Annotated in this window: 23 protein-coding genes and 1 riboswitch; all 23 genes read right to left on the reverse strand. The window is 48.0% G+C overall.

The genetic code is table 11. From position 1 onward, the window contains the following. Window positions 1-46: 46 nt before the first annotated feature. The 23 genes from spoIID to MKY24_RS24630 all read right to left on the reverse strand — a co-directional run bounded on the left by spoIID (window position 47) and on the right by MKY24_RS24630 (window position 22,147). Window positions 47-1,486: a stage II sporulation protein D gene (gene spoIID, locus MKY24_RS24520; RefSeq protein WP_076295815.1), complete on the reverse strand. Its 1,440-nt coding sequence runs from the start codon at window positions 1,484-1,486 to the stop codon at window positions 47-49. Window positions 1,487-1,712: 226 nt separating this feature from the next. Continuing rightward, on the reverse strand, window positions 1,713-3,068 hold the full coding sequence (gene murA, locus MKY24_RS24525) for a UDP-N-acetylglucosamine 1-carboxyvinyltransferase (RefSeq protein ID WP_028542175.1): 1,356 nt from the start codon (window positions 3,066-3,068) through the stop codon (window positions 1,713-1,715). Between the two features lie 323 nt (window positions 3,069-3,391). Then, window positions 3,392-3,643, reverse strand: a complete 252-nt coding sequence (locus MKY24_RS24530) for a DUF1146 family protein (RefSeq protein ID WP_013312321.1) — start codon at window positions 3,641-3,643, stop codon at window positions 3,392-3,394. A gap of 346 nt (window positions 3,644-3,989) precedes the next feature. Further along, the gene (locus MKY24_RS24535) at window positions 3,990-4,403 is read right to left on the reverse strand and encodes a F0F1 ATP synthase subunit epsilon (RefSeq protein WP_013312322.1); all 414 of its coding nucleotides are present in this window, start codon (window positions 4,401-4,403) and stop codon (window positions 3,990-3,992) included. Window positions 4,404-4,472: 69 nt separating this feature from the next. Further along, the gene (gene atpD / locus MKY24_RS24540; RefSeq protein WP_013312323.1) at window positions 4,473-5,873 is read right to left on the reverse strand and encodes a F0F1 ATP synthase subunit beta; all 1,401 of its coding nucleotides are present in this window, start codon (window positions 5,871-5,873) and stop codon (window positions 4,473-4,475) included. 121 nt (window positions 5,874-5,994) lie between these two features. Next, on the reverse strand, window positions 5,995-6,861 hold the full coding sequence (gene atpG, locus MKY24_RS24545; RefSeq protein WP_339201057.1) for an ATP synthase F1 subunit gamma: 867 nt from the start codon (window positions 6,859-6,861) through the stop codon (window positions 5,995-5,997). A 214-nt stretch (window positions 6,862-7,075) separates the two neighbouring features. Continuing rightward, window positions 7,076-8,590, reverse strand: a complete 1,515-nt coding sequence (atpA, locus tag MKY24_RS24550; RefSeq protein WP_013312325.1) for a F0F1 ATP synthase subunit alpha — start codon at window positions 8,588-8,590, stop codon at window positions 7,076-7,078. 19 nt (window positions 8,591-8,609) lie between these two features. Beyond that, window positions 8,610-9,155 carry a F0F1 ATP synthase subunit delta gene (locus MKY24_RS24555; protein WP_013312326.1) on the reverse strand — a complete coding sequence of 182 codons (546 nt, stop codon included), beginning with the start codon at window positions 9,153-9,155 and terminating at the stop codon, window positions 8,610-8,612. Beyond that, on the reverse strand, window positions 9,152-9,640 hold the full coding sequence (gene atpF / locus MKY24_RS24560; RefSeq protein ID WP_023990709.1) for a F0F1 ATP synthase subunit B: 489 nt from the start codon (window positions 9,638-9,640) through the stop codon (window positions 9,152-9,154). The genes MKY24_RS24555 and atpF overlap by 4 nt, the downstream gene beginning before the upstream one ends. 109 nt (window positions 9,641-9,749) lie before the next feature. Next, window positions 9,750-9,974: a F0F1 ATP synthase subunit C gene (atpE, locus tag MKY24_RS24565; protein ID WP_007432750.1), complete on the reverse strand. Its 225-nt coding sequence runs from the start codon at window positions 9,972-9,974 to the stop codon at window positions 9,750-9,752. A gap of 104 nt (window positions 9,975-10,078) precedes the next feature. Continuing rightward, window positions 10,079-10,903, reverse strand: coding sequence for a F0F1 ATP synthase subunit A (gene atpB / locus MKY24_RS24570; protein ID WP_028542178.1), 825 nt, complete (start codon window positions 10,901-10,903; stop codon window positions 10,079-10,081). A gap of 29 nt (window positions 10,904-10,932) precedes the next feature. Beyond that, the gene (locus MKY24_RS24575; protein WP_013312329.1) at window positions 10,933-11,313 is read right to left on the reverse strand and encodes an ATP synthase subunit I; all 381 of its coding nucleotides are present in this window, start codon (window positions 11,311-11,313) and stop codon (window positions 10,933-10,935) included. Beyond that, window positions 11,306-11,560 (reverse strand): AtpZ/AtpI family protein, encoded by a 255-nt coding sequence (locus MKY24_RS24580; RefSeq protein WP_023990711.1) that lies wholly within the window; start codon window positions 11,558-11,560, stop codon window positions 11,306-11,308. The genes MKY24_RS24575 and MKY24_RS24580 overlap by 8 nt, the downstream gene beginning before the upstream one ends. Before the next feature lie 171 nt (window positions 11,561-11,731). Further along, window positions 11,732-12,901: a UDP-N-acetylglucosamine 2-epimerase (non-hydrolyzing) gene (gene wecB, locus MKY24_RS24585; protein WP_023990712.1), complete on the reverse strand. Its 1,170-nt coding sequence runs from the start codon at window positions 12,899-12,901 to the stop codon at window positions 11,732-11,734. Between the two features lie 109 nt (window positions 12,902-13,010). Next, on the reverse strand, window positions 13,011-13,640 hold the full coding sequence (upp, locus tag MKY24_RS24590; RefSeq protein WP_013312332.1) for a uracil phosphoribosyltransferase: 630 nt from the start codon (window positions 13,638-13,640) through the stop codon (window positions 13,011-13,013). Window positions 13,641-13,996: 356 nt separating this feature from the next. Continuing rightward, the gene (locus MKY24_RS24595; RefSeq protein WP_053326266.1) at window positions 13,997-15,262 is read right to left on the reverse strand and encodes an ABC transporter substrate-binding protein; all 1,266 of its coding nucleotides are present in this window, start codon (window positions 15,260-15,262) and stop codon (window positions 13,997-13,999) included. Window positions 15,263-15,277: 15 nt separating this feature from the next. Next, a complete protein-coding gene (locus MKY24_RS24600; protein WP_339201059.1) occupies window positions 15,278-16,114 on the reverse strand; it encodes a carbohydrate ABC transporter permease in 837 nt (278 codons plus the stop codon). Beyond that, window positions 16,114-16,995 carry a sugar ABC transporter permease gene (locus MKY24_RS24605; RefSeq protein ID WP_068938929.1) on the reverse strand — a complete coding sequence of 294 codons (882 nt, stop codon included), beginning with the start codon at window positions 16,993-16,995 and terminating at the stop codon, window positions 16,114-16,116. Before MKY24_RS24605 ends, MKY24_RS24600 begins: the two co-directional genes overlap by 1 nt. A 174-nt stretch (window positions 16,996-17,169) precedes the next feature. Beyond that, window positions 17,170-18,420: a serine hydroxymethyltransferase gene (glyA, locus tag MKY24_RS24610; protein WP_013312336.1), complete on the reverse strand. Its 1,251-nt coding sequence runs from the start codon at window positions 18,418-18,420 to the stop codon at window positions 17,170-17,172. Between the two features lie 120 nt (window positions 18,421-18,540). Further along, window positions 18,541-19,128, reverse strand: a complete 588-nt coding sequence (locus MKY24_RS24615; RefSeq protein ID WP_023990717.1) for a TIGR01440 family protein — start codon at window positions 19,126-19,128, stop codon at window positions 18,541-18,543. 220 nt (window positions 19,129-19,348) lie between these two features. Next, a riboswitch (ZMP/ZTP riboswitch) is annotated at window positions 19,349-19,430 on the reverse strand. 78 nt (window positions 19,431-19,508) lie between these two features. Further along, entirely contained in the window at window positions 19,509-20,093 is a 585-nt protein-coding gene (locus MKY24_RS24620) for a low molecular weight protein arginine phosphatase (RefSeq protein WP_028542181.1), read from the reverse strand. A 104-nt stretch (window positions 20,094-20,197) separates the two neighbouring features. After that, window positions 20,198-20,758 carry a manganese efflux pump MntP family protein gene (locus tag MKY24_RS24625; RefSeq protein WP_023990719.1) on the reverse strand — a complete coding sequence of 187 codons (561 nt, stop codon included), beginning with the start codon at window positions 20,756-20,758 and terminating at the stop codon, window positions 20,198-20,200. Window positions 20,759-20,899: 141 nt separating this feature from the next. Then, window positions 20,900-22,147 carry an L-threonylcarbamoyladenylate synthase gene (locus tag MKY24_RS24630; RefSeq protein WP_339201060.1) on the reverse strand — a complete coding sequence of 416 codons (1,248 nt, stop codon included), beginning with the start codon at window positions 22,145-22,147 and terminating at the stop codon, window positions 20,900-20,902. Window positions 22,148-22,250: the final 103 nt, after the last annotated feature.

Below are 22,250 nucleotides of genomic sequence, written 5' to 3' on the forward strand. Positions count from 1 at the left end.
GTTACCGGGTGCAACTCTTTTATACTTCAAAGTTTCGAAATATTTACTAACTTAGAATACGAGAGGCTTGCGCAAAAGAAATGCCAGTATAATAGTGAAGGAGAATTTGAGTGGCAGTATGACCTTCCTTGGCCATTCCATTGGCTCCCCACTGACTCATACCAACACCATGACCATAACCATAGGTTGTTATAGCAATCCGGTCCCCTTCAGCCTTCCACGTAAACTCAGCCGAACGCAGCCCCAGTTTGTTACGGATTTCCGGCCCTGTAAAGATTGAACCACCAACCTCAATCTTCTTGATGCGATGTCCTTCTGTCTTAGAGAGTATACGAATCTCTGGCATTCTCCCTCCTCCAGTAGAAGCAGCTATCGCAGTACGACTCAACCCCAATCTATCGAACACACTCTGACGACTCAGTGTGACGGTTTCTGTATAACGCGGGGCCAACTGCTTGTCCCATGGACTTGACACACTTCGTAAATAGGGCACTGCCTTCGCCCATACATCCTCTGAATTTTCGGTGTAGCCATTGCTAGTAGAAAAAAAAGAGGCCGTAATGGGCTTGCCTTCATATACCATGATCGTATCCTTGGTGTCTCGTACGGCCTGCTGAATTTTAGCCAGCTCTGCGGATTTACCAGAGTGCCCCCATTCTCTAGTAAGTTTAGCTTTAGAGATATAAGCCTGATGTTTAACAGTATCCGTCACATCTGCTCCCGCCGGGGCACCGCTGGTGTCATCAGCCAGCAAACGCCGGGCAATGAAGGTACGCGCGGCAATGGCCTGCGCTTTCAGTGCCTCGCCCTCGAAGCTGGGCGGCATTTCGGCGGCTACTACGCCGACAATGTATTGCTCCAGCGGTAACGTCTCCGTGCGACCGGTAGACGTGACGTACACACGCACGTCCGGCTCTGCCACCACCGGCACGCTGCGCGTTGGAGCAGCGGGCACCGCCGGTATCGGCGGGACACCCGGCAGGCGCGTGACGGGCGTCTCGCCCTTTGCCGTTACGCTAGGTGCAGCCGGTGCTGCCGTGCGACTGCTCGGCGGCACCGGCTGCGCCGTCTGGCGAGGCCACGCCATTAGCGCGGGCACAGCCATGGCAAGCACCAGCACCCCTGCCATGGCGGCGAATGGCAGCCATGGGCGGCGGCTGCCCCAGCGCGGGGCACGCCCGGCGGAAGGACGCAGGTGCGGTAGCGGCACCCGCAGCGGGCTTGCAGCGCGTGTGTCATGGACCGCTGCTCCAGCAATAGGCAAAGCCGTATCAACGGAGTTCACAGCGGAATGCACGGCTGTTATACGCCGATTGGGCTTGACGCCACCCGACAATGTACCTCTTGTGTCTGGTTGCTGTTGCATAAGCTTAATCTTCTGTAACGAAGTAGCTATAGAGCCAGAGCCTTCCTCCGCAAGTGAAGCCTGGCGATGTTCCTTAGGATGATGAATGGGTATACGGATGCGAACCTGTGAATCTTTCATAGGCTGAAACCTCCATCAAAGGGCTAAGTGTCCGGCTGGAGTACAGATATACTCCAGCAGATATTTTCAATCATATGAAGTCGTCCACTTTGATAGAACCGTTTTAAGAGAACTGAAAGAATGAAAAAGACTGACTGCAAACAACAAAAAAACCAAGCCCTTTCGGACTTGGTTCCTTATTGTTCAAGAATATACTTATGCAACATGAAGCGACATACGTTAAAGCTTAGGCGAGGGAAGGCTGGATCTTCTTAAACAGATTTCCCGACGTCTCTTCTGGCATTACGCGCTCTGTACTGGGCGAATGATTCAGTTTGGACTCTTCCACGGTCACTCTGTAAATGTCCGCTCCCAATCCAGTCAGCTTCTCAGCCAAATGAACGTAACCGCGATCGATGTGATGTACGCCGGATACCTCCGTTGTACCTTCCGCAATGAGTCCGGTCAGAATTAACGCAGCACCTGCACGCAAATCTGTAGAGGTTACTTTCGCACCTGTCAGCTTAGCATTACCAGTTACAATGGCCGAACGACCTTCAACCTTAATTTCCGCATTCATGAGATGAAATTCATCCACATGCATGAAACGATTTTCAAACACGGTTTCCGTAATAATGCTCGTTCCTTCAGCGGCAAGTTGAAGTGCCATCATCTGAGACTGCATATCGGTAGGAAAACCAGGATAAGGCAAAGTTTTAACATCAACGGCCTTTAACGGCTTATCTGCAATGACACGAATTCCGTTCTCATCAGGTTGAATGGTTACACCCATTTCTTCCATCTTGGAAATAACCGGTCCTAAATGATCGGATATTGCGCCTTCTACATATACGTTCCCGCCTGTGATCGCAGCAGCAACCATATAAGTACCTGCTTCTACCCGGTCGGGAATGACCGTATGTTTTACACCATGTAGCTTCTCAACGCCTTCAATACGAATAACGCCCGTGCCCGCACCGCGTACTTTGGCACCCATTCCATTCAGGAAATTTGCGAGATCAACAATCTCAGGTTCCTTAGCAGCATTCTCGATGGTAGTTACGCCCTCAGCAAGAGTAGCGGCCATCATAATATTCTCGGTTGCTCCTACGCTGGCTACATCCAAATAAACTTTAGCTCCACGCAGACGCCCGTTACTTTTAGCTTCAATAAAACCTTGGCCCAGGCTAATCTCCGCGCCCAATGCCTCAAAACCCTTCAAATGCTGATCAATTGGTCGCGTTCCGATTGCGCATCCGCCTGGAAGCGAGATCCTTGTACGTCCCAAACGTGTAAGCAGCGGCCCCATAACCAAGAATGATGCGCGCATTTTCCTAACCCACTCGTAAGGGGCTTCACAGGAAATTATCTTCCGCGCGTCAACACGAATGACCTCATCTTGGTATGTAACGCCTGCTCCTAAGGACTCCAGCACTTTGTTAATGGTCATCACATCGTCTAGAGGAGGTGCATCAATAATAACACTTTCTCCTTCTTCTCCTAGCAGAGAAGCGGCGATGATCGGCAGAACTGAGTTTTTGGCTCCGCTGACTTTGACACTCCCGGTCAATCTGTTGCCACCGCGGACGATAAATTTGCTCATCTATGGTTCCCTCCGCGCGTCATTTCCCTTTTCCATTCTGGAAAAAAAGAACATATTCCGCTATTTTCATGCCTTGCTTTTTCATTACATAAAAAAACAAGATTTTACTAATACCCTAACTGCCATCATACCACTGATTAAAACAAGTATACAAGCGTTTTTTGTACTTGACGACCATTGTACTCTAACTGATTCAGCCAGCTATACATGTATGGTTCTTTTGTTTACCATTGTTAACAATATGACGCGATGTTATTCGACAATTCCCGCAGAGACACAGTCATAAGGTCATATAACCCGCCCACTTCATGTTAAAACAAATTCTAGAGCATCTGACTCCAAGAAATGTAGCTCAACAGGAACCCAGAAACCAACTGTCCCAAAATTATAGCAAGAAACAAGTGTAGCAATCTGCCTTGCGGTCCTTTGGGTTGCCGGATTAACAAATCCAGCTTAAAACTCTGTAAAGCCCACCAAGCTAACGCTATACAGATGAGCGACACGATCATGGAGATCAGCGCGGTCATACTCGCCGATTGACTTAGCTGTTCAGCCAATTGCTGTTTCCCGTTCAACCATAATTCCTCCCATCTGCGTCACAGACTTCTTTATAATACTCGGCGAACGCCTAATATGCCAGTGCTATTTCTGTTTTCAGGACATTTATTTCGACAAAATGTGATTAATCACTTCTGTTTCGTGAATTTAAAAGGTACTAAATACCTAGCAGCCGGGCAAGAAATAGGACTGTACATTTGGTAATTACAGCTAAAAAAGGGCCCGATCACAGTGATCGAAGGAAGCAAGGTTCTCCCTCACCTTCTACCGGACATTCTTTGGCAGAAATTATGAAGTGGTCTCCTTGTCGTTCCATCCGTATACTATGCCGAACCCTTTTAAAATTCCACTTAAAATCCAATATTAATTCTTATTGGTTCTGATGCTTGTAGCATTTAAACGGTTAAGCGCCCGTTGCAGAGCTACTTCCGCCCGATGATGATCTATCTGTTCCTGCTTGCTCTGGAGCCGCAGTTCTGCCCGCTCCCTTGCCGCACGGGCACGCTCCACATCAATTTCTTCGGAACGTTCCGCACTCTCAGCCAAAATGACCACTTTATCCTTGCGGACTTCAAGAAAGCCCCCATTGACCGCGATCACTTCGGTTTGACCACCGATTTTAATGCGTATCGGTGCAATCTTCAAGGGAGTGACCAAGGGAAGGTGTCCAGGTAAAATCCCAAGATCGCCTTCCGAGCCGCGAACACTGATGCTGTTTACCTGTTCTGTATAAACCAGGCGCTCCGGCGTCACAATCTCTAGTAAATACGTGCTCACTTGAATCCCTCCTGGAAGCTGTCCGCAGACAGCTCACTTCGTAAGGCTCGGCTATTCTTTGCCTGTTGTTTACAACGTTTTAGCTTTTTCAACTGCTTCTTCGATGGCTCCTACAAAAAGGAAAGCCGCTTCTGGAAGATGGTCATACTTGCCTTCCAAAATTTCTTTGAAGCTTCGTACAGTTTCTTTAACCGGCACATATTTACCTGGGAAGCCGTTAAATGCTTCGGCAACGTGGAAAGGTTGAGAAAGGAAACGCTGGATTTTACGTGCACGTGCCACCAACATTTTATCTTCTTCACTCAGCTCGTCCATACCCAGGATGGCAATGATATCCTGAAGCTCATTGTAGCGGGCCAAAATTTGTTTTACCCCTTGTGCTACATTGTAATGCTCTTCACCCACAACATCTGGAGCCAAAATACGGGAGCTTGATGCGAGTGGATCAACCGCCGGGTAAATACCCATTTCGGAAATTTTACGTTCCAGATTCGTTGTAGCATCCAAATGGGCAAACGTTGTAGCAGGAGCCGGGTCAGTGTAGTCATCCGCAGGCACATAGATCGCCTGAATGGAAGTAACAGAACCTTTTTTAGTAGAAGTAATCCGTTCTTGCAATTGACCCATCTCAGTAGCCAGCGTAGGCTGGTAACCTACTGCTGAAGGCATACGTCCCAACAGGGCCGAAACCTCAGAACCTGCTTGAGTAAAGCGGAAAATGTTATCAATAAAGAGCAACACGTCACGGCCTTCTTGGTCACGGAAGTATTCCGCCATCGTCAGACCTGTGAGAGCTACACGCAAACGTGCACCCGGAGGCTCGTTCATTTGTCCGAACACCATCGCTGTTTTGTTGATAACGCCGGAATCTCTCATTTCATGATACAAGTCATTTCCTTCACGTGTGCGTTCACCTACACCCGCAAATACAGAAATACCACCATGCTCCTGAGCGATATTGTTAATCAATTCTTGAATGGTTACGGTTTTACCTACACCAGCACCACCAAACAATCCGACTTTACCACCCTTAGCATAAGGAGCCAGCAAGTCGATAACTTTAATACCGGTTTCGAGCATCTCTGCTTGAGTTGTCAGCTCATCGAAAGAAGGAGCTTGACGGTGAATCGGATTTCTAGCCGTTTCACTCATATCAGCACCATTATCAATTGGCGTTCCAAGCACGTTAAATACGCGTCCAAGAGTAGCTTCGCCGACAGGTACTGAAATAGGTGCTCCCAGATCTATGGCTTCAGCCCCACGAACCAAACCATCTGTGGAAGACATGGCAATACAACGCACACGGTTGTCACCTAGATGTTTTGAAGCTTCGAGCGTCAGATCAATTTTGACTCCGCTCTCCAGCACAGTCCCAATATGAATGGCATTCAGGATTTCCGGAAGTTGTCCACGTTCGAACTCAACGTCGACAACCGGACCCATGATGCTCACTACGCGTCCTTTGTTCATCTTTTGGTTTCCCTCCTACAAGCTTGCACAGCCGCAAATCCGAACCACTCTGATTTGTTTTGCGCCCGCAATTTATCATAATAGTGTAGACCCTGCTATAAAACAGTCGCAACAAGCCTGATTAAGACTGAGCGCTTGCCCCTGCAACGATTTCCGTAATTTCCTGGGTAATAGCCGCTTGACGAGCACGGTTATAGGTCAAGGAAAGCTCACCAATTAACTTGGAAGCATTCTTCGTAGCAGATCCCATCGCCGTCATCTTCGCTCCCAGTTCACTAGCTTTACCATCCAGCAAAGCGCCGTAAATGAGCGTTTCCGCGTAACGCGGCAGCAATACTTCCAGCACTCCTTCTGGTGAAGGCTCATACTCATAGTTAATTGAGGATGAAGCTGTAGCTGAATCCGGTGTTGCCATTGGTAACAGACGGTCAACTGTTGGAATTTGAGTCAATGCGTTGACAAAGCGGTTATAGCATAGATAAAGCTCATCAAATTCTTTAAGTTCAAAGCCTTGTACAGCCTTGCTTGCAATTGTTTTGATATCTGCAAAAGCAGGTGTATCCGACAGATCTGTTACCGATTCAGCGATAGGAAATTCACGACGTCTGAAATAATCCCGTCCTTTTCGTCCAATGATGAAAATCACAAATTCATCCTGTGAATGGTGACGTTCAGAAATCGTCTGCGTAACCTGTCGTAAAATATTGGCGTTATAACCACCAGCCAGACCACGATCAGATGTAATGATGAGATAAGCAGTCTTTTTAACCGGACGCGTTTCCAGCATTGGATGCTTGATGTTATTCGCTCCAGAAGCAATACTACTCACAACTTCCTTAAGCTTTTCCGAGTAAGGACGAGCCGACTCCGCTTTCTCCTGAGCTTTTCTCAGCTTGGATGCAGCGACCATTTCCATCGCTTTCGTGATCTGCTTCGTACTCTGCACACTTTTAATCTGACGTTTAATCTCGCGCATACCTTTTGCCATGATTTCACCACCTTTAAGCTCTAGCAAAGCCAAAGCTAACTTCGTAAGCAATCCCTTAGCTTGGGCCAAGTCCAAGCACTTCGTAAGATTCAAATCCAGCCGGACATATGTTAAAGGGCCTGTTATTGAGGGTAAAACATGCCAAGGAAGCCAAAACCCGGAGGGCACGCTTCCTTAGTACATCTTTCATCATAAACAGGCAAATTCCAATGTATTAAACCGACGTGGCGAATGATTTTTTGAATTTCTCGATAGCCGCCTTCAAAGCCGCTTCGTTATCAGCAACCAGGTCTTTCGTGTCGCGGATAGATTGAAGCACGTCTTGATGGTCAGACACCATGAAAGACAGGAAGTCTTTTTCAAAACGTTTTACATCCGCTACAGGGATATCATCAAGGAAGCCTTTTACAGCAGTATACAAGCTCACTACTTGTTGCTCTACAGCAAGCGGTTGGTTAACACCTTGTTTCAAAATTTCCATCATGCGTGCGCCGCGATCCAGACGGGCTTTTGTGGATTTATCCAAGTCGGACCCGAATTGGGAGAACGCTTGAAGCTCTCGATATTGAGCAAGATCCAGACGCAGGGAACCTGCTACCTTTTTCATCGCTTTAATCTGAGCTGAACCACCTACACGAGATACAGAAATACCTACGTTGATCGCCGGACGTTGCCCAGCATAGAACAAGTCAGCTTCCAAGAAGATCTGTCCATCCGTGATGGAAATAACGTTGGTTGGAATATATGCAGAAACGTCGGAAGCCTGTGTCTCGATGAACGGCAATGCGGTAAGTGATCCGCCGCCCAACTCATCATTTAGCTTCGCTGCACGTTCCAGCAAGCGAGAGTGAAGATAGAAAACGTCACCCGGATATGCTTCACGACCCGGTGGACGACGCAGCAACAGGGACAGTTCCCGGTAAGCTGATGCTTGTTTAGTCAAGTCATCATAAACTACAAGAACATGCTCGCCTTTGTACATGAAATACTCACCCATGGCGCAGCCAGAGTAAGGAGCAATGTACAGCAATGGTGAAGGTTCGGAAGCAGATGCCGTAACGACAATCGTGTATTCCAGCGCACCGTGACGACGCAATGTTTCAACAACTTGAGCTACCGTGGATTGTTTTTGACCAATAGCGACATAAATACATTTCATGCCGTTACCTTTTTGGTTCAAAATTGCATCAATTGCGATAGAAGTTTTACCTGTTTGACGGTCACCGATGATCAACTCACGTTGACCACGACCAATCGGAACCATCGCATCAATAGCTTTAATCCCCGTCTGCATAGGCTCATGTACCGATTTACGGGCCATAACGCCTGGAGCCTGACTTTCAACCGGACGGAATTCTGTTGTAGCAATCGGTCCTTTACCGTCTACTGGTTGTCCCAGTGGGTTAACTACACGTCCGATCAATGCTTCCCCTACAGGGACCTGCATGATTTGACCTGTACGTTTTACTTGACCGCCTTCACGAATGTCGGAGAATTGACCCAAAATAACAACACCGACATTGCTTTCTTCCACGTTGAGCGCCAAGCCCAATACGCCAGTGTCGAATTCAACCAATTCACCGGCCATAACTTTTTCCAGTCCGTAGACGCGGGCAATACCGTCGCCGACTTCAACAACAGTGCCGACTTCAACGACCTCGATATCATTTTTATATTGTTCAATCTGACTTTTAATCAATGAACTGATTTCCTCAGGTTTGATACTCAAGTGTGTTCACCCCTATCTTCTATACTCGTCTGTTAAAGGATTTCTCGAGACGATCCAGCTTGCCGGCCAGACTGCCGTCGTACAGTGTATCGCCGATAACCACTTTCAATCCGCCCAGTAGACTCGGGTCCACTATATTTTCCACACGGATTGTTTTATGTTCACGGGCTCCGAATTCCTCGGCTACCGCTGTTTTTTCCTGATCACTTAAAGCATAAGTCGAATACACCTTTGCATGAGCAATTCCCAGCTTGTATTCCTGAATATCGAGGTATCCGGCAAGGAGAGATTCGAACAAATCTGCTCTACTACGCTGAATCAACAGCTTGATCGTGTTAATTAGCGAGGCAGAAAGCTTGCCTTCAAAACTGTTAGCCAGAACTTGAAGCTTGACCGCTTCCGTAATGTTAGGAGAATTAATGAATTTACGGATTTCAGCATCCCCCGATACAGCCTCTACAAAAGCACGTAGCTCCTGCTCGGTTTCCATAATGGTCTGTTCCTGCTCTGCCACTTCAAACAAAGCTTTCGCATACCGTTTGGCTACTACCGTATCCCGGCTCATGCTTTGCCTCCTACCTCTTTAAGGTATTGGTCGACAAGCTCTCCCTGGACTTGGTCTTCCTTGATTTCCTTTTGAATCAGTTTGGAAGCAATTTGTACCGAAGCTTTACCCACTTCGCTGCGCAGTTCGGCAACCGCCTTATTACGCTCGCTTGTGATTTCACGAACAGCTTCGTCTTTCAGGCGGACAGCTTCGTCTTTAGCCTGAACAATAATTTGCTCCGCTTGTTTGTTACCTGTTTGTTTTGACTGCTCGATAATGTCGTACGCTTCCTTACGTGCCTGCTGGAGAGCCTGCTTTTGCTCCTCAACATAAGCAGCAGCCTGTTCACGCGTCTGTGCCGCTTCATTCATTTGCTGTAATACAAGCTGACGCCGCTTCTCCATAACGGAAAAGAGAGGGCCGAATGCATAACGCGTCAGTAACCAGTACAAGATCAAAAATGCAATGATTGTGAAAACGATACTTGTCCAATTTAAACTCAATTGAAGTCACTCCTTTCCGGTGAACGTCGGTTCTGGATCTTTCATGTTCAAACGAACAAAGAAGGCGCGGATGGCTGTGCCTTCCCCGCCAAACCTTGCTTCCATTCAATTAAGCACCTGCGTAGAAAATGAATGCCAGAACGACCCCGATGATTGGCAGGGCTTCGACCAGACCTACACCGATAAACATTACCGTTTGCAACGTTGCTTTTGCTTCAGGCTGACGAGCGATACCTTCAACTGTTTTACTTACGATCAGACCGTTACCAATACCTGCGCCCAAAGCGCCCAAACCTACTGCGATTGCAGCTGCGATATATGCCCAAACTCCCATTTTAAAAATCCTCCTTAGTGATGTGTATTTATATTGTACATGTATTTGCAGTTAAGAGCGAAGCGTACTCCTGAACTTAACTAAAAACCGGAAAACGAGCTTGTCTAATGCTCTTCTTCATGCGTGTCAATGGACTGCGAAATGTATACAAACGTCAGAATCGTGAAGACGAACGCTTGAATACTGCCGACAAAGATACTAAATCCTTGCCAAACAACGAGTCCCAATACGGAAGCAATCCAGCCTCCTACACCAAGTGCTGTCAATTTCAGCAGAACACTGATCAAAACTTCGCCGGCAAAAATATTACCGAATAGACGCATACCATGTGTCAATAGTTTTGAGAACTGCTCAATCAAGTTAATTGGCAAAAAGAATGGAAATGGCTGAACGTAATGCTTGAAGTAAGCTTTGGTATTGCGGAAGATTCCCAGGAAATGAACCAGGACAAAGATCATTAAAGCGAGTCCAATGGATACCCCTGCATCTGCAGTAGGTGATTTCCACCAGCTGATGCCTACATGGGCAGCTTCGCCTGGGTGAGACGCCTGTGCTTGTTCTAATGCTTCTTTGACTGGAATGATTTCATGTCCAAATACTTGGGCACTTTGCGCATTATCGAATTCGGTCACAATCCCGAACGGTAAGCCCAGCATATTCCCCACGAAAATGAACATGATCAGCGTCATCCCCAAGGAGAGGAATGGCTTCCCTTTTTTCAAATCCATCGTGCTGGTAATCAGTCCTTGAACGAATTCTACGACCCATTCCATAAAATTTTGCAACTTGCTTGGATTGTCCACAGACAAATTGCGCGTTGCAGCAAATGCCAGTCCAAATACAATCGCACAAGTCACAATAAGCATAATAATGACGGACAAGTCAATGTTAAACCCGCCCAATTGGATAATCGGTGATTCATGCAACATGTTTTCTCACCCCTTTCTCAGTTGAGCCATCATTTTTCCTGAAGCGCGAATATGATGCCTATAATTAACAGAAGAAATTGTCCAGTCACCAGGCTTGCCATTACAGCGATCTCATGGAAATAGGCCGGAAATTCTATCGCCAGCACCACTGCCAAAATTGAGGTCCCTAATCGAACGCCAAAGCCAATACCAAACACTCTCTTCTTTCTTTCACCGGCGGCCGCACTCGCAACCTGTCGAATTTTGTAGGCCATATACAGCACATTTAGACAGCTTACTCCCGTTCCCAGAATGATTCCGTGAGCAATGTCACGATGTTGGGGCATGAAGGCGGAGACCAGGAAACACAGAGCCATAATACCAAGCGCTACGATCCATAACATTTTTTGCATACGGGTCATCTCATTCATGGTTATCCCTCAGTACCTTTCCGATCACAAGGGCAATACTTAATGCGCCTACAACCAAGCCTGCGAGAACGCTTACGCCAATCCAAATTCCGGAGCCACCAAGTTTGGCATCAAGCCATTTTCCTGCATAGAAACCACCCAGTGTGCATATCGCCAAATCAATGCCGATCGCGCTCACCAGTCCTATAGCCTTAAAGGCATTTCCGGTGTTATTTCGGTTGTTGTTTTGCTTGGAAGGTTTGACCACTTTTCCATGTCACCCCTGCAATTCCAGTCCATTTTACTTAAATATAAGATACTTTGTCAATTGAGATATTTTAGTGCCCTAAAGTATAAAATCAAACGACAAAGCATCTTAAATTGCTGTATCCCTTGGTAACCGTACAGTTTAACTGTATGCTTGCCTTGTAAAGAATAATTATATCGGACGAACACCTTTTGTGAACATTGTGTGAAATTCTTCAGGGCGTTCGGATTGAACACCATAATGGTGCAAAATCGCATTGACAATTCTTACTGATGCTTGTCCATCGCCGTAAGGATTCGCTGCTTGGCTCATAGATTCGTACAACGCGGAATCTGTCAAAAGTGCCTTGGTCCGATTGTACACGTTCTCTTCACTCGTACCCACCAGTTCCAAGGTGCCCGCTTCAATTCCTTCCGGTCTTTCAGTCGTATCACGCAGCACCAGAACAGGTACTCCGAACGAAGGCGCTTCTTCCTGAAGCCCACCGGAATCCGTAAGGATCAGATGTGTATGTGGGTAAAAATTGTGCAGATCCACAACATCCAGCGGATCAATCAGCTTAATACGCGGATGGTTGCCTAAAATCTCAAATGCAGGTTCCTTCACAGCCGGACTCGGATGAACCGGGTAAACAATAGCGATATCCTCAAACTCATCCGCAATTCGCTTAACCGCATTAAAAATCTGACGATGCGGTTCCCCTTGGGATTCCCGGCGATGTGCTGTCATAAGAATCAGGCGTTTGCCCTGAGCCCAGTCCAGTACGGGGTGCTCGTAATCCTGGCGAACCGTATACTGAAATACGTCAGTTACTGTATTGCCTGTAACATATATTCGCGATTCAGGCTTATTTTCCTTCCGCAAATTTCCAGCAGATAAAGAAGTAGGCGAGAAATGCAGATCAGACAGCACGCCTGTGAGCTGACGGTTCATTTCTTCAGGATATGGAGAAAGCTTGTTCCACGTCCGCAAGCCTGCTTCCACATGCCCTACTTCAATCTGCTGCATAAAGGCTGCATAGCTGGCGAGGAAAGTGGTCAGCGTATCGCCGTGAACCAACACGATATCGGGCTTGGCCTCACGCAATACAGGTTCCAGACCTTGAAGTACCCGCATGGAGATTTCATTAAGTGTCTGGCGATCCTTCATTACGTCCAGATCATAGTCAGGGTGAATATTGAAAACTTCCAGAACCTGATCAAGCATCTGGCGATGTTGAGCCGTAACGCATACCACGGACTCGATATGCTCCGGGTGACGCTGAAGCTCCAAAATAAGAGGAGCCATCTTAATCGCTTCCGGACGCACACCAAAAATTGTCATCACTTTGATTTTGGACATTTTCTGTTGAACCCCTTTTCATAATAAATGTCCGCTTCACAGATCTTCCTTATTCAGAAAAACGACCTGTCATAACGTCCATAGATTTTGCCGAACCGCCAAAGGCAGTCTACTTGGTTCCGTACAAGCGGTCTCCCGCGTCACCAAGACCTGGAATGATGTATCCATGATCATCCAGACGCTCGTCCAATGCAGCGACGTAGATGTCTACATCAGGATGCGCATCCTGCACAGCTTTGACTCCTTCAGGAGCAGCAATCAGATTCATCATTTTAATTTGAGTGCAACCTCTCTTTTTCAACACATCAATCGCCGCAATTGCCGAGCCACCCGTTGCAAGCATCGGATCAATCACGATCAATTCACGCTCAGTTACATCTGTAGGCAGCTTCGTATAGTATTCTACGGGTTGCAGCGTCTCAGGATCGCGGAACAGTCCCACATGGCCTACCTTTGCTGCAGGCAGCAGCTTTACTACGCCATCCAGCATACCCAAGCCTGCACGCAGAATCGGAATAAGACCCAGCATACGTCCTGAAATCACTTTACCTTCTGTCTCAGCAACCGGTGTCTGCACCGTAATGCTTTCCAGCGGGATATCCCGTGTAATTTCATAAGCCATCAATGTTGCTACTTCATCCACCAGCTCGCGGAAATCCTTGGTGTTTGTCCGCACATCGCGGATAAATGTAAGTTTGTGTTGGATCAAAGGGTGATCGCAAACCACCAGTTTCGCCATAATATATTCCCTCCGGTATTATCGTCACGTTCTTTCGCGCCAGCATATCGAACTATCCTGAGTCGAAAGGATCTATGTAACCTATTTGTACAAACCAAATAAGCACAGATGCAATGCGTGCCTGTAAATCCTGTTTATTATAACATTCCCTTGATTGATTTAACACCTGCCACCGCAACCTTTTGTCAAGGGAAAGATATGACATGTAAAATACTTATTAAGACCACTTCACGTGTGACTTTCGTCACATAAAAACATATCAAAAAGGCCCTGACGGCACTTGACCGTCAAAGCCTGTGGACTTTAAGCTTCCTGCCCGACCTATCCCCTTTGCATCCTCATGCAGCGCTATTCTTTTATCTATACTTCAAATTGTCCCATGCTCCCTGAAATTGCTGAAGCATTTCATCCTTCGTGATAACCCCTGCAATATAGGCTTGCATACTACTGCTTAAATCCTGATTCAGCCCCTTCGGGAAGCGTTGGAAGTTCCAGCTCCATATCTTGCCTTCCCTCACATGCCGAGATATTTCTGCACCTAGATCACCTGTCATCTCGTCACTGGACGTGATACTTTTGAAGGCGGGAACAAACTTAAACTCCTTGGTGATATAGTGCTTGCCTGTTTCTGATGTGACCAACCAATTGAGGAATTCTTTTGCCTCCTGCTTCACAGGCGAATTTTTGTTGACCACCCAGTTCGAAGCCACTCCGACAGCCAGTCTACCTCCTGTGGAGGGATCATTGTCTATAGGAGCAGGCAGAATACCCAAATTCAAGTTAGGATTAATTCCATCCATTTGCGGTTGCGTCCAGTTCCCCTGGTGCATCATAGCAGCCTTACCTGTCGAAAACAGTGTCACTTGTGTATTGTAATCCGTAGTGAGCGGATTGCGGTTTCCATATTTTATAGTTAGGTCAAGCAACTTCACCCACTGATCGAACACGGGGTTACCGGGGATGCGAGCCGTTCCTTTGTTTAAATCCGCAACATAACTTTCCGGGTTCGGCTGTCTGGCAAACGGGATATTGATAAAATGGTTCCCCAGAACCCACCATTCCGCATACCCGTTAGCAAAAGGTATAATCCCTGCCGCTTTCAGTCGCTTAGCTGCTTCCTCGAGTTCATCTATCGTCTGAGGCAGTTTGGTTATGCCCGCTTTTTTGAACAAATCCTTGTTATAAACAAAACCAAATCCTTCTAGGTTCATAGGCTGTCCATAAATCTTACCGTTAACCGTCATCGGCTTACGAGCAAAATCGTCCAGATCTTTCACCCATGGCTGATCCGACAAATCCTCCAAGTACTCCAGCCACGTATCGCGGTCCTGGTAGCCCTCATTTGTAAAAATGTCCGGCTGATCGCCTGATGCGAATTTAGCCTTCAACGAAGCACCGTAGTCCGTACCACCACCGACAGATTGGATATCCAGCTTGATGCCAGGGTGCGTTTTTTCATATTCTGCCTTCAGCTTGTTTAACGGTTCCGATATCTCTACTTTGAATTGATAAATGTGTATCGTTTTCGTCTCACTCTGTTGAGCCTTCGTATTTCCACAACCTGCAAGTGTACACGCGAGCAGCACCATCAAGGAGATGACAAGTAACGCTGTTTTTTTCATCGGTTATCCCTCCCATCAGCCTTTGACCGCACCGGCTGCAATGCCAGAAACGATGTATTTTTGCATCACCAGAAAAAACACAACAACTGGCGCGATCCCCAATACCAGTGCTGGCAGCGCCAAATCCCATTGCTTGGTGTACTGACCAAACAACATATAGGTTGCAATCGGAATGGTGCGCAACTCAGGATCATTCAAAATGAGTGAAGGCAACAGATAGTCATTCCAGATCCATAAGGTGTTCAAAATAAGTACGGTTACGAACATAGGCAGCAGCAGTGGACAAACAACGCGAAAGAACACCCCGTACCGGGATGAACCGTCCACCCTTGCCGCCTGCTCGATCTCAATAGGTACCGTTTTAATAAAGCCATGAAAAAGAAAAACGGACAAAGGCGCTCCAAAACCCAGATAACATAAGATCAGTCCCGGTATACTGTTGTTCAAGCTCAATACGTTGGACACTTCCATAAGCGGCAACATAATTGATTGAAAAGGGACTACCATCGCAGCCACAAGCAAACCGAATAGGCAACGATTAAAAAGAGTGTCATGCCGAACCATCTGGTAAGCGGCCATTGAGCTGATTAGCAGCAAAAGCGCATTACTGACGATCGTGACAATCAGTGAATTCCCCAGTGCTGTGGGAAAGTTTATTTTATTCCAGGCGTTAGCATAGTTTTCAAAACGGAAGGTTGTCGGCCACGAAGCGGAATGGGCCAAAATGTCGCCAAAGGATTTAACGGAGTTTACGAGCAAAAAATAGAACGGAACCAGAAAGATTAACCCGATCACAATAAGCAATAATTCTGCAGCCCATGTGCCCAAACGATAGTTTGACGTTTTTCCCATTACATTTCGACCTCCTTTTTCTTCGTGAGACGCACCTGAATGCTGGTAATGATCGCAACGACCACAAAGAAAATCATAGCTTTGGCAGTCCCTAATCCAAGTCGATTATTTGTAAACGCTTCATTATATATGTCCAACGCTACAGACTCTGTCGACTTGAAAGGTCCCCCCTTCGTGAGAGCCAAATTCAACTCAAATACTTTAAAGGACCAGGATATCGCCAGGAACAAGCAGACGGTCACCGCTGGCATAATAAGTGGCACTACAATATGACGCAAAATCTGTCTTCGGCTCGCACCGTCGATTTGGGCCGATTCAATAAGGGCATGCGGGACATTATTTAACGAGGATATGTAAATAACCATGAGATAACCTGCATATTGCCATACAAACACAATGACAGTCCCCCAAAAAGCAGTTGGCCCATCACCCAGCCACGGCAGTTTAAAAAAGGAAAGCCCTGTCGCCTCTCCTACCGCAGAAAAGCCTCGTACAAAAATAAATTGCCAGATAAAACCGAGCAGCAAGCCGCCAATCATATTGGGCATAAAAAATACAGTTCGCAGTGCATTACGGGTACGCAGCGGTTTGGTAAGTGCATAGGCTAGGAAAAAGCCAATCAGGTTTGTCAGAATGACACCACATACGGTAAACCGGACCGTAAACCAGAACGCATTACGGAAATCTGGATCATCCCTAAAAATATGAACGTAATTCCCTAGTCCGAGCCATCGGATATTTTCAGATACTCCATCCCAGTTCGTCATGGAATAATACAGCCCCAGCAGGAACGGAATGACCATAATCAAGACGAAAAACAACGCCATCGGTCCCACAAATACGAGTTGCTGCAATAATTGCGCGGATTTTCTTTGACTCAATGCAATCACTCCTTTGTCGTAGATCATGAAGGAAAGCGCGCATAAACCCTTACTGTAATCGCTTATTACCCAAAAATGTATGTTTCGAGTCGTTCGGAAGCAAAAAAAGGCTGTTCTCCTCCGGCTTATGGAAGGAAAACAGCCTTTAACATAAAGATTATGAATATCGATGAATTAGTATTGAGTTCCTGGATAGATCGGGAACTTGTCTGTCAACTCGCCAACCGCTTGGCTTGCTTTGGACAATACAGTATCATCTTTCGGGTTTTTAAGGGTTTCAGCAATGATTTTACCGATTTTGACCATAGCCTCTTCATCCATACCACGAGATGTTGCAGCAGGTGTACCAATACGAATTCCGCTTGTTACGAATGGACTGGTCGGGTCAAAAGGAATCGCATTTTTATTGACCGTGATGCCCACGGAATCCAATACATGCTCCGCTTCTTTACCTGTGATATTCAAATTGCGCGTATCCAACAGCATCAGATGGTTATCCGTACCACCGGATACAATGTTAATCCCCTCAGCCAGCAGTGTTTCAGCCAGCACCTGTGCGTTGCGGACTACGTTTTGCGCATAGGTTTTGAACGATGGCTGGAGCGCTTCACCCAAAGCAACCGCTTTGGACGCGATCACATGCATCAGTGGCCCCCCTTGAGTACCAGGGAAAATAGCTTTATCAATCGCTTGCGCCCATGCTTTGCGAGTCAGAATCAGACCCCCACGCGGACCACGCAGCGTTTTGTGTGTCGTTGTTGTTACAAATTGGGCATGCGGAACTGGACTTGGGTGAATTCCCGCTGCCACAAGACCTGCGATATGTGCCATATCCACCATGAACAAAGCACCTACATCATTGGCAATGGAAGCAAAAGCTTCAAAATCAATAGTACGCGGATATGCACTCGCGCCAGCTACAATCAGACGAGGACGGTGCTTGAAGGCTGCCTTGCGCACTTCATCGTAGTCGATGCGGAAGTTGTCTTCGCGTACACCATAGGCAGCAAAGTTATACAACAAGCCGGAAGCGTTAACCGGACTTCCGTGTGTTAAGTGGCCACCATGCGCCAGATTCATACCCAGTACAGTATCTCCAGGTTTGAGAGCTGCCAGATACACCGCCATGTTGGCTTGTGCTCCAGAGTGAGGCTGCACGTTAGCATGCTCGGCGCCGAACAGTTCTTTCGCGCGGTCACGTGCGATGTCTTCAACGATATCTACATGCTCACAGCCACCATAGTAGCGTTTGTTCGGATAACCTTCAGCATATTTATTCGTCAGCACGGAGCCCATAGCTTCCATTACTGCTTCACTGACAATGTTCTCGGATGCGATTAGCTCGATATTGTGGCGTTGTCGTTTCAGTTCAAGTCCCATTGCTTCCATCACTGCCGGGTCACTTTTACGCAGGTGTTCCATCATGATTGATTACTCCCTCTCCATAGTCAATTGTCGGATATACAAGCAAACGCCTGCTCCTCTGTTGGGTACCTCATCATCAATGCAAAAAAGATTAGTACAAACATGCCGCCATGCCAAATGCTAATCGCAGTTTCCGCCGACTTCTTGCTCCAGACTGTACACCGCCCGTTGTCCGCCAATAAGTGGAGGACGGGTGAACGCTGCTGTCACACGTGCTTCGCCAATCCAGCGAAGGCTTGGGCGAAACGGAACAGCAATGGGTCGCAGATGCATGCCAATCAGCGTTTCGCCGATGTCTATCCCGGCATGAGCCTGCACGTTCGCCGCCAAACACGCGTCGCTCATAGAACGATAGGCGACGGTAGCCATAGAGCCTCCTGCTGTACGAACAGGAACAGCTGCAACCTCCATCAGTCCCAATCGCTCCAGCACAGCCCGTTCAACGACCAGCGCTCGGTTCAAATGCTCACAGCATTGAAACGCCACATCAAAGCCATACTCCCTGCGAACAGACTCTACTCCAGACAACAGTTGCTGAGCCACATCGAGCGCTCCCGCCGTACCAATCCGACTTCCAGCCACTTCACTTGTGCTAACGCCGATAACCAGCAGGCGACCAGCCTTGAGACTGGCTGCTTCTGCGATTTCCCGCACGACAGAAGTGGTCTGTGCTTCCAGCGGAATCTCATGATCTAATTGTTCCACCATTGGAACCTCCTTTGGTTGAACAGCCTCTCAGAGACTAGGCACGGTCTCATGCCCCAAGTTCAACACACTCTCTCCTGATCACAATCTGACTATATTATAGCCGATGTTTCAGATTTCGAGCAGAAAAAATGGAAGAATCTTTAATGGAATCAACTCTCAGCTAAAAATCTGGCATAACTTGTATATGAAAAAAAGAGCAGTCCACACCTATGTGGAATTGCTCTTTTGCCCAGGCGACCGGCCGTATATCCGATGCTCCATCGTGGTTAATCCCACTTTTGTCGCCAGTTACATCGGATTCTCATTTTTCCACCTTATCTTAACGGATTAACCGCCGAAAATCAACAGATTCCGTACAAAACAGATGAGTAATACCAATTTTATTCGGAAGATGCCTTTAGCTTGTCCAGCAGCTTATGCAGTGCCGTACGGATTTCCGCAGCTGTGACATCGTAATCTTCTCGCGAACCGCCAAACGGATCAGAAATATCAAAGCCCGGAATCCGTTGGTGTAATTCAATCATTCGTTCACGCTCCTGCGCCGATAGCTCTTGTCCGAGTGAAGCCATCAACTGCTGTGAAGCATATAAACTATCCAACTCCTGTACATCATTCAACACCGCATCCCGGTTCTCCACATATTCCTTAAGCGTAAATACTTTGCCCGCCGTTTGGGGAAAGCGCTGAATTACGTGCTGTTTATGTCCTTGCGTCAAGGTTAAGATCAGATGCGCCCACCCGGCAAGCCCGTCGCTCAAAGGGGTTGAAGTGATCTGATCGGATATATCATGATCACGTAGAACCGCCTCTGCATGTCGGGATATCGGCGTGCCTTCCATCGCGGCTACTCCCGCAGAACGCACTTCCAGTTCTAGCCCATGCTCAGCAGCCAACTTACGCAGCATCCCTTCAGCCATTGGACTGCGACAGGTGTTCCCTGTGCATACGAATAAGATATTCTTCAACGTTTTCACCCCCCGTATGTTAAAAAAATATATAAACAGAGGATTACTATAATTCTAATCCCTTACTATAATCCTGCATTTATTTTACACTGTCTACGCTAAAATCAAAACATAAACATAAAGCCGAATGCCAGCAAAATGGCACCGCCCACTGCTTCTCCATAATCTCCTAGATTGCGGCTGACCTTGCGACCCAGCAACAGGCCCAACATCGCCATTGCTCCCCCGCAAAAACCAAACGCCAGAACGGACAGCACCAGATCACTCTGGAACATACCCAGTGACACTCCTACAGAAAATGAGTCAACGCTCACCCCAAGTGCAAACAGCAAAAGGCCTAAAGGCGAACGATGATCCAACACCTGTACGCCGTCCCCTTTAAAGGAATTATACACCATATGCCCGCCCAAAAGGATGAGTAGCCCCCCTGCGAAGTAGGCCGTCACATGACCTAATAAAGAACTCATATAATGGCCTGTGAACATTCCCAGCAATGGCATCAGAATGTGAAAAAAGCCAATAACAGTACTGATGCGCAGCACGTCTCGCAGGCGTATCCCCTTCATGCCGATCCCTACGCCCAGCGATAACGCATCCATTCCTAGCGCTACCGCCATGATCAGAATCGTTACAACCTGCCCGGCATGGGCAGAGGCTGCCAGCATACTCCATCCCTCCATTATCCGTCTGTTCTTGTACACGTTATGCGGACAAGGGGCAAATCAGTACAAGCATACACTGAAAGTGCCCAATACCAAGACGAGGAGAGGAGAAATTTAATATAAGAGGCTCTGATTCGACAGAAGCTACAAGCGGACGATTCGGTGACCTGCCGCTTTAAGCAGGCGGTTCATGACGGCGTCTCCCAATCCTTTCGGCGGACAGGATTCCGACAAAATGTAGGTGACGCAGTCCTCGTCGCAGCGGCGCAGCACGCCGTACAGGCGCTGCGCTGCCTCATGGAGCGCGTCCAGCTTGCCTAACGTGTAGACGCGCTCTCCGGCGTAGCCGGCGGCATGCTCGTCAAACGCGAGCACTGCCGTGCGCTCCCCGCGCGCGGAAGCCTCCGCCAGCGCGGCGCGAATCCAGCCCGTCACCTCAACGGACGACGGGCCTTGTACCACGCTCAAGCGGCCTCGCGGCGCGTAGTGCGTGTACTTCATGCCCGGCGAGCGCGGCGCTGGGCTGTCCGCGTCTTCCCCGGGCGTAGCGGCCAACGCCGGGTCCAGCACGACAGCGCGAGCAACCGCAGCGAGCTGCTCAGCCGTCACGCCGCCGGGGCGCAGGATGGTGACGGTTCCGTCGTCACCCGCCTGCACTACCGTGGACTCCAGTCCCACCCCCGTGGGACCTCCGTCCAAAATGCCGCCGATGCGGCCCTCCAGATCCTCCCGCACATGCTGTGCAAGGGTGGGACTGGGTCTTCCCGACCGGTTGGCGCTCGGGGCAGCCAGTGGACAACCCGCTTCAGCGATCAACCGAAGCGCTATCGGATGATCCGGCATGCGCACACCAACCGTGTCCAGCCCGGCTGTCACACGTGATGACAGTGCCTGCGGCACTACCGGCAATACGAGAGTCAGCGGTCCCGGCCAGAACATATTTATCAGCGCTCGGGCTGTATCGTTTATTTCTGCTACCATACCCTCTAATTGATCAGCATCAGAAATATGTACAATGAGCGGATTATCGGAAGGGCGTCCTTTGGCAGCAAATACCGCCTCCACCGCTTTTGTACTACGCGCATCAGCCCCCAGGCCGTACACGGTCTCCGTAGGAAAGGCTACCGTCTCTCCAGCTTGGAGGAGTAAGGCGGCCTCGCGTATGCCCTTTTCCGCCGTGATCCGAGTCTGTTCATCCCAAATTTCGTCAGAAACATCCCCGTCAGTGTTGCTCAAAGGAACCAAACATCTTACATCCCACCATTGTGTATGGGAAGACTTCAATGCCTGCTTCAGCTCGCGAATTCCCTGTTCATCTAGCTTTTGCTCAGGTTTTTCCTTTTGCACAAATTCTCCGCGCAAGTCTTGCATTTGATTCGATTTATCGCTCATATCAGATCATCCCATATCTTATTGTCATACAGGCCAGTGATTTCGTTTGATCCCCATAAAGCTACTTTGAAAGATCAGTTCATTTGGCTCTGCCATGTGTATA

This window comes from Paenibacillus sp. FSL P2-0322 (assembly GCF_037975315.1).
GTDB classification, from domain to species: Bacteria; Bacillota; Bacilli; order Paenibacillales; family Paenibacillaceae; genus Paenibacillus; species Paenibacillus polymyxa_B.

What these genes read in the sequence shown, in the direction of transcription:
- atpD (WP_013312323.1), bottom strand. Translation starts at nt 5,873, where the DNA reads ATGAACAAAGGACGCGTAGTGAGCATCATGGGTCCGGTTGTCGACGTT.
- atpB (WP_028542178.1), bottom strand. Translation starts at nt 10,903, where the DNA reads ATGTTGCATGAATCACCGATTATCCAATTGGGCGGGTTTAACATTGAC.
- MKY24_RS24630 (WP_339201060.1), bottom strand. Translation starts at nt 22,147, where the DNA reads ATGAGCGATAAATCGAATCAAATGCAAGACTTGCGCGGAGAATTTGTG.
- MKY24_RS24575 (WP_013312329.1), bottom strand. Translation starts at nt 11,313, where the DNA reads ATGAATGAGATGACCCGTATGCAAAAAATGTTATGGATCGTAGCGCTT.
- wecB (WP_023990712.1), bottom strand. Translation starts at nt 12,901, where the DNA reads ATGTCCAAAATCAAAGTGATGACAATTTTTGGTGTGCGTCCGGAAGCG.
- atpE (WP_007432750.1), bottom strand. Translation starts at nt 9,974, where the DNA reads ATGGGAGTTTGGGCATATATCGCAGCTGCAATCGCAGTAGGTTTGGGC.
- spoIID (WP_076295815.1), bottom strand. Translation starts at nt 1,486, where the DNA reads ATGAAAGATTCACAGGTTCGCATCCGTATACCCATTCATCATCCTAAG.
- atpG (WP_339201057.1), bottom strand. Translation starts at nt 6,861, where the DNA reads ATGGCAAAAGGTATGCGCGAGATTAAACGTCAGATTAAAAGTGTGCAG.
- upp (WP_013312332.1), bottom strand. Translation starts at nt 13,640, where the DNA reads ATGGCGAAACTGGTGGTTTGCGATCACCCTTTGATCCAACACAAACTT.
- MKY24_RS24615 (WP_023990717.1), bottom strand. Translation starts at nt 19,128, where the DNA reads ATGGTGGAACAATTAGATCATGAGATTCCGCTGGAAGCACAGACCACT.
- glyA (WP_013312336.1), bottom strand. Translation starts at nt 18,420, where the DNA reads ATGATGGAACACCTGCGTAAAAGTGACCCGGCAGTGATGGAAGCAATG.
- murA (WP_028542175.1), bottom strand. Translation starts at nt 3,068, where the DNA reads ATGAGCAAATTTATCGTCCGCGGTGGCAACAGATTGACCGGGAGTGTC.
- MKY24_RS24600 (WP_339201059.1), bottom strand. Translation starts at nt 16,114, where the DNA reads ATGGGAAAAACGTCAAACTATCGTTTGGGCACATGGGCTGCAGAATTA.
- MKY24_RS24595 (WP_053326266.1), bottom strand. Translation starts at nt 15,262, where the DNA reads ATGAAAAAAACAGCGTTACTTGTCATCTCCTTGATGGTGCTGCTCGCG.
- MKY24_RS24555 (WP_013312326.1), bottom strand. Translation starts at nt 9,155, where the DNA reads ATGAGCCGGGATACGGTAGTAGCCAAACGGTATGCGAAAGCTTTGTTT.
- MKY24_RS24625 (WP_023990719.1), bottom strand. Translation starts at nt 20,758, where the DNA reads ATGCTGGCAGCCTCTGCCCATGCCGGGCAGGTTGTAACGATTCTGATC.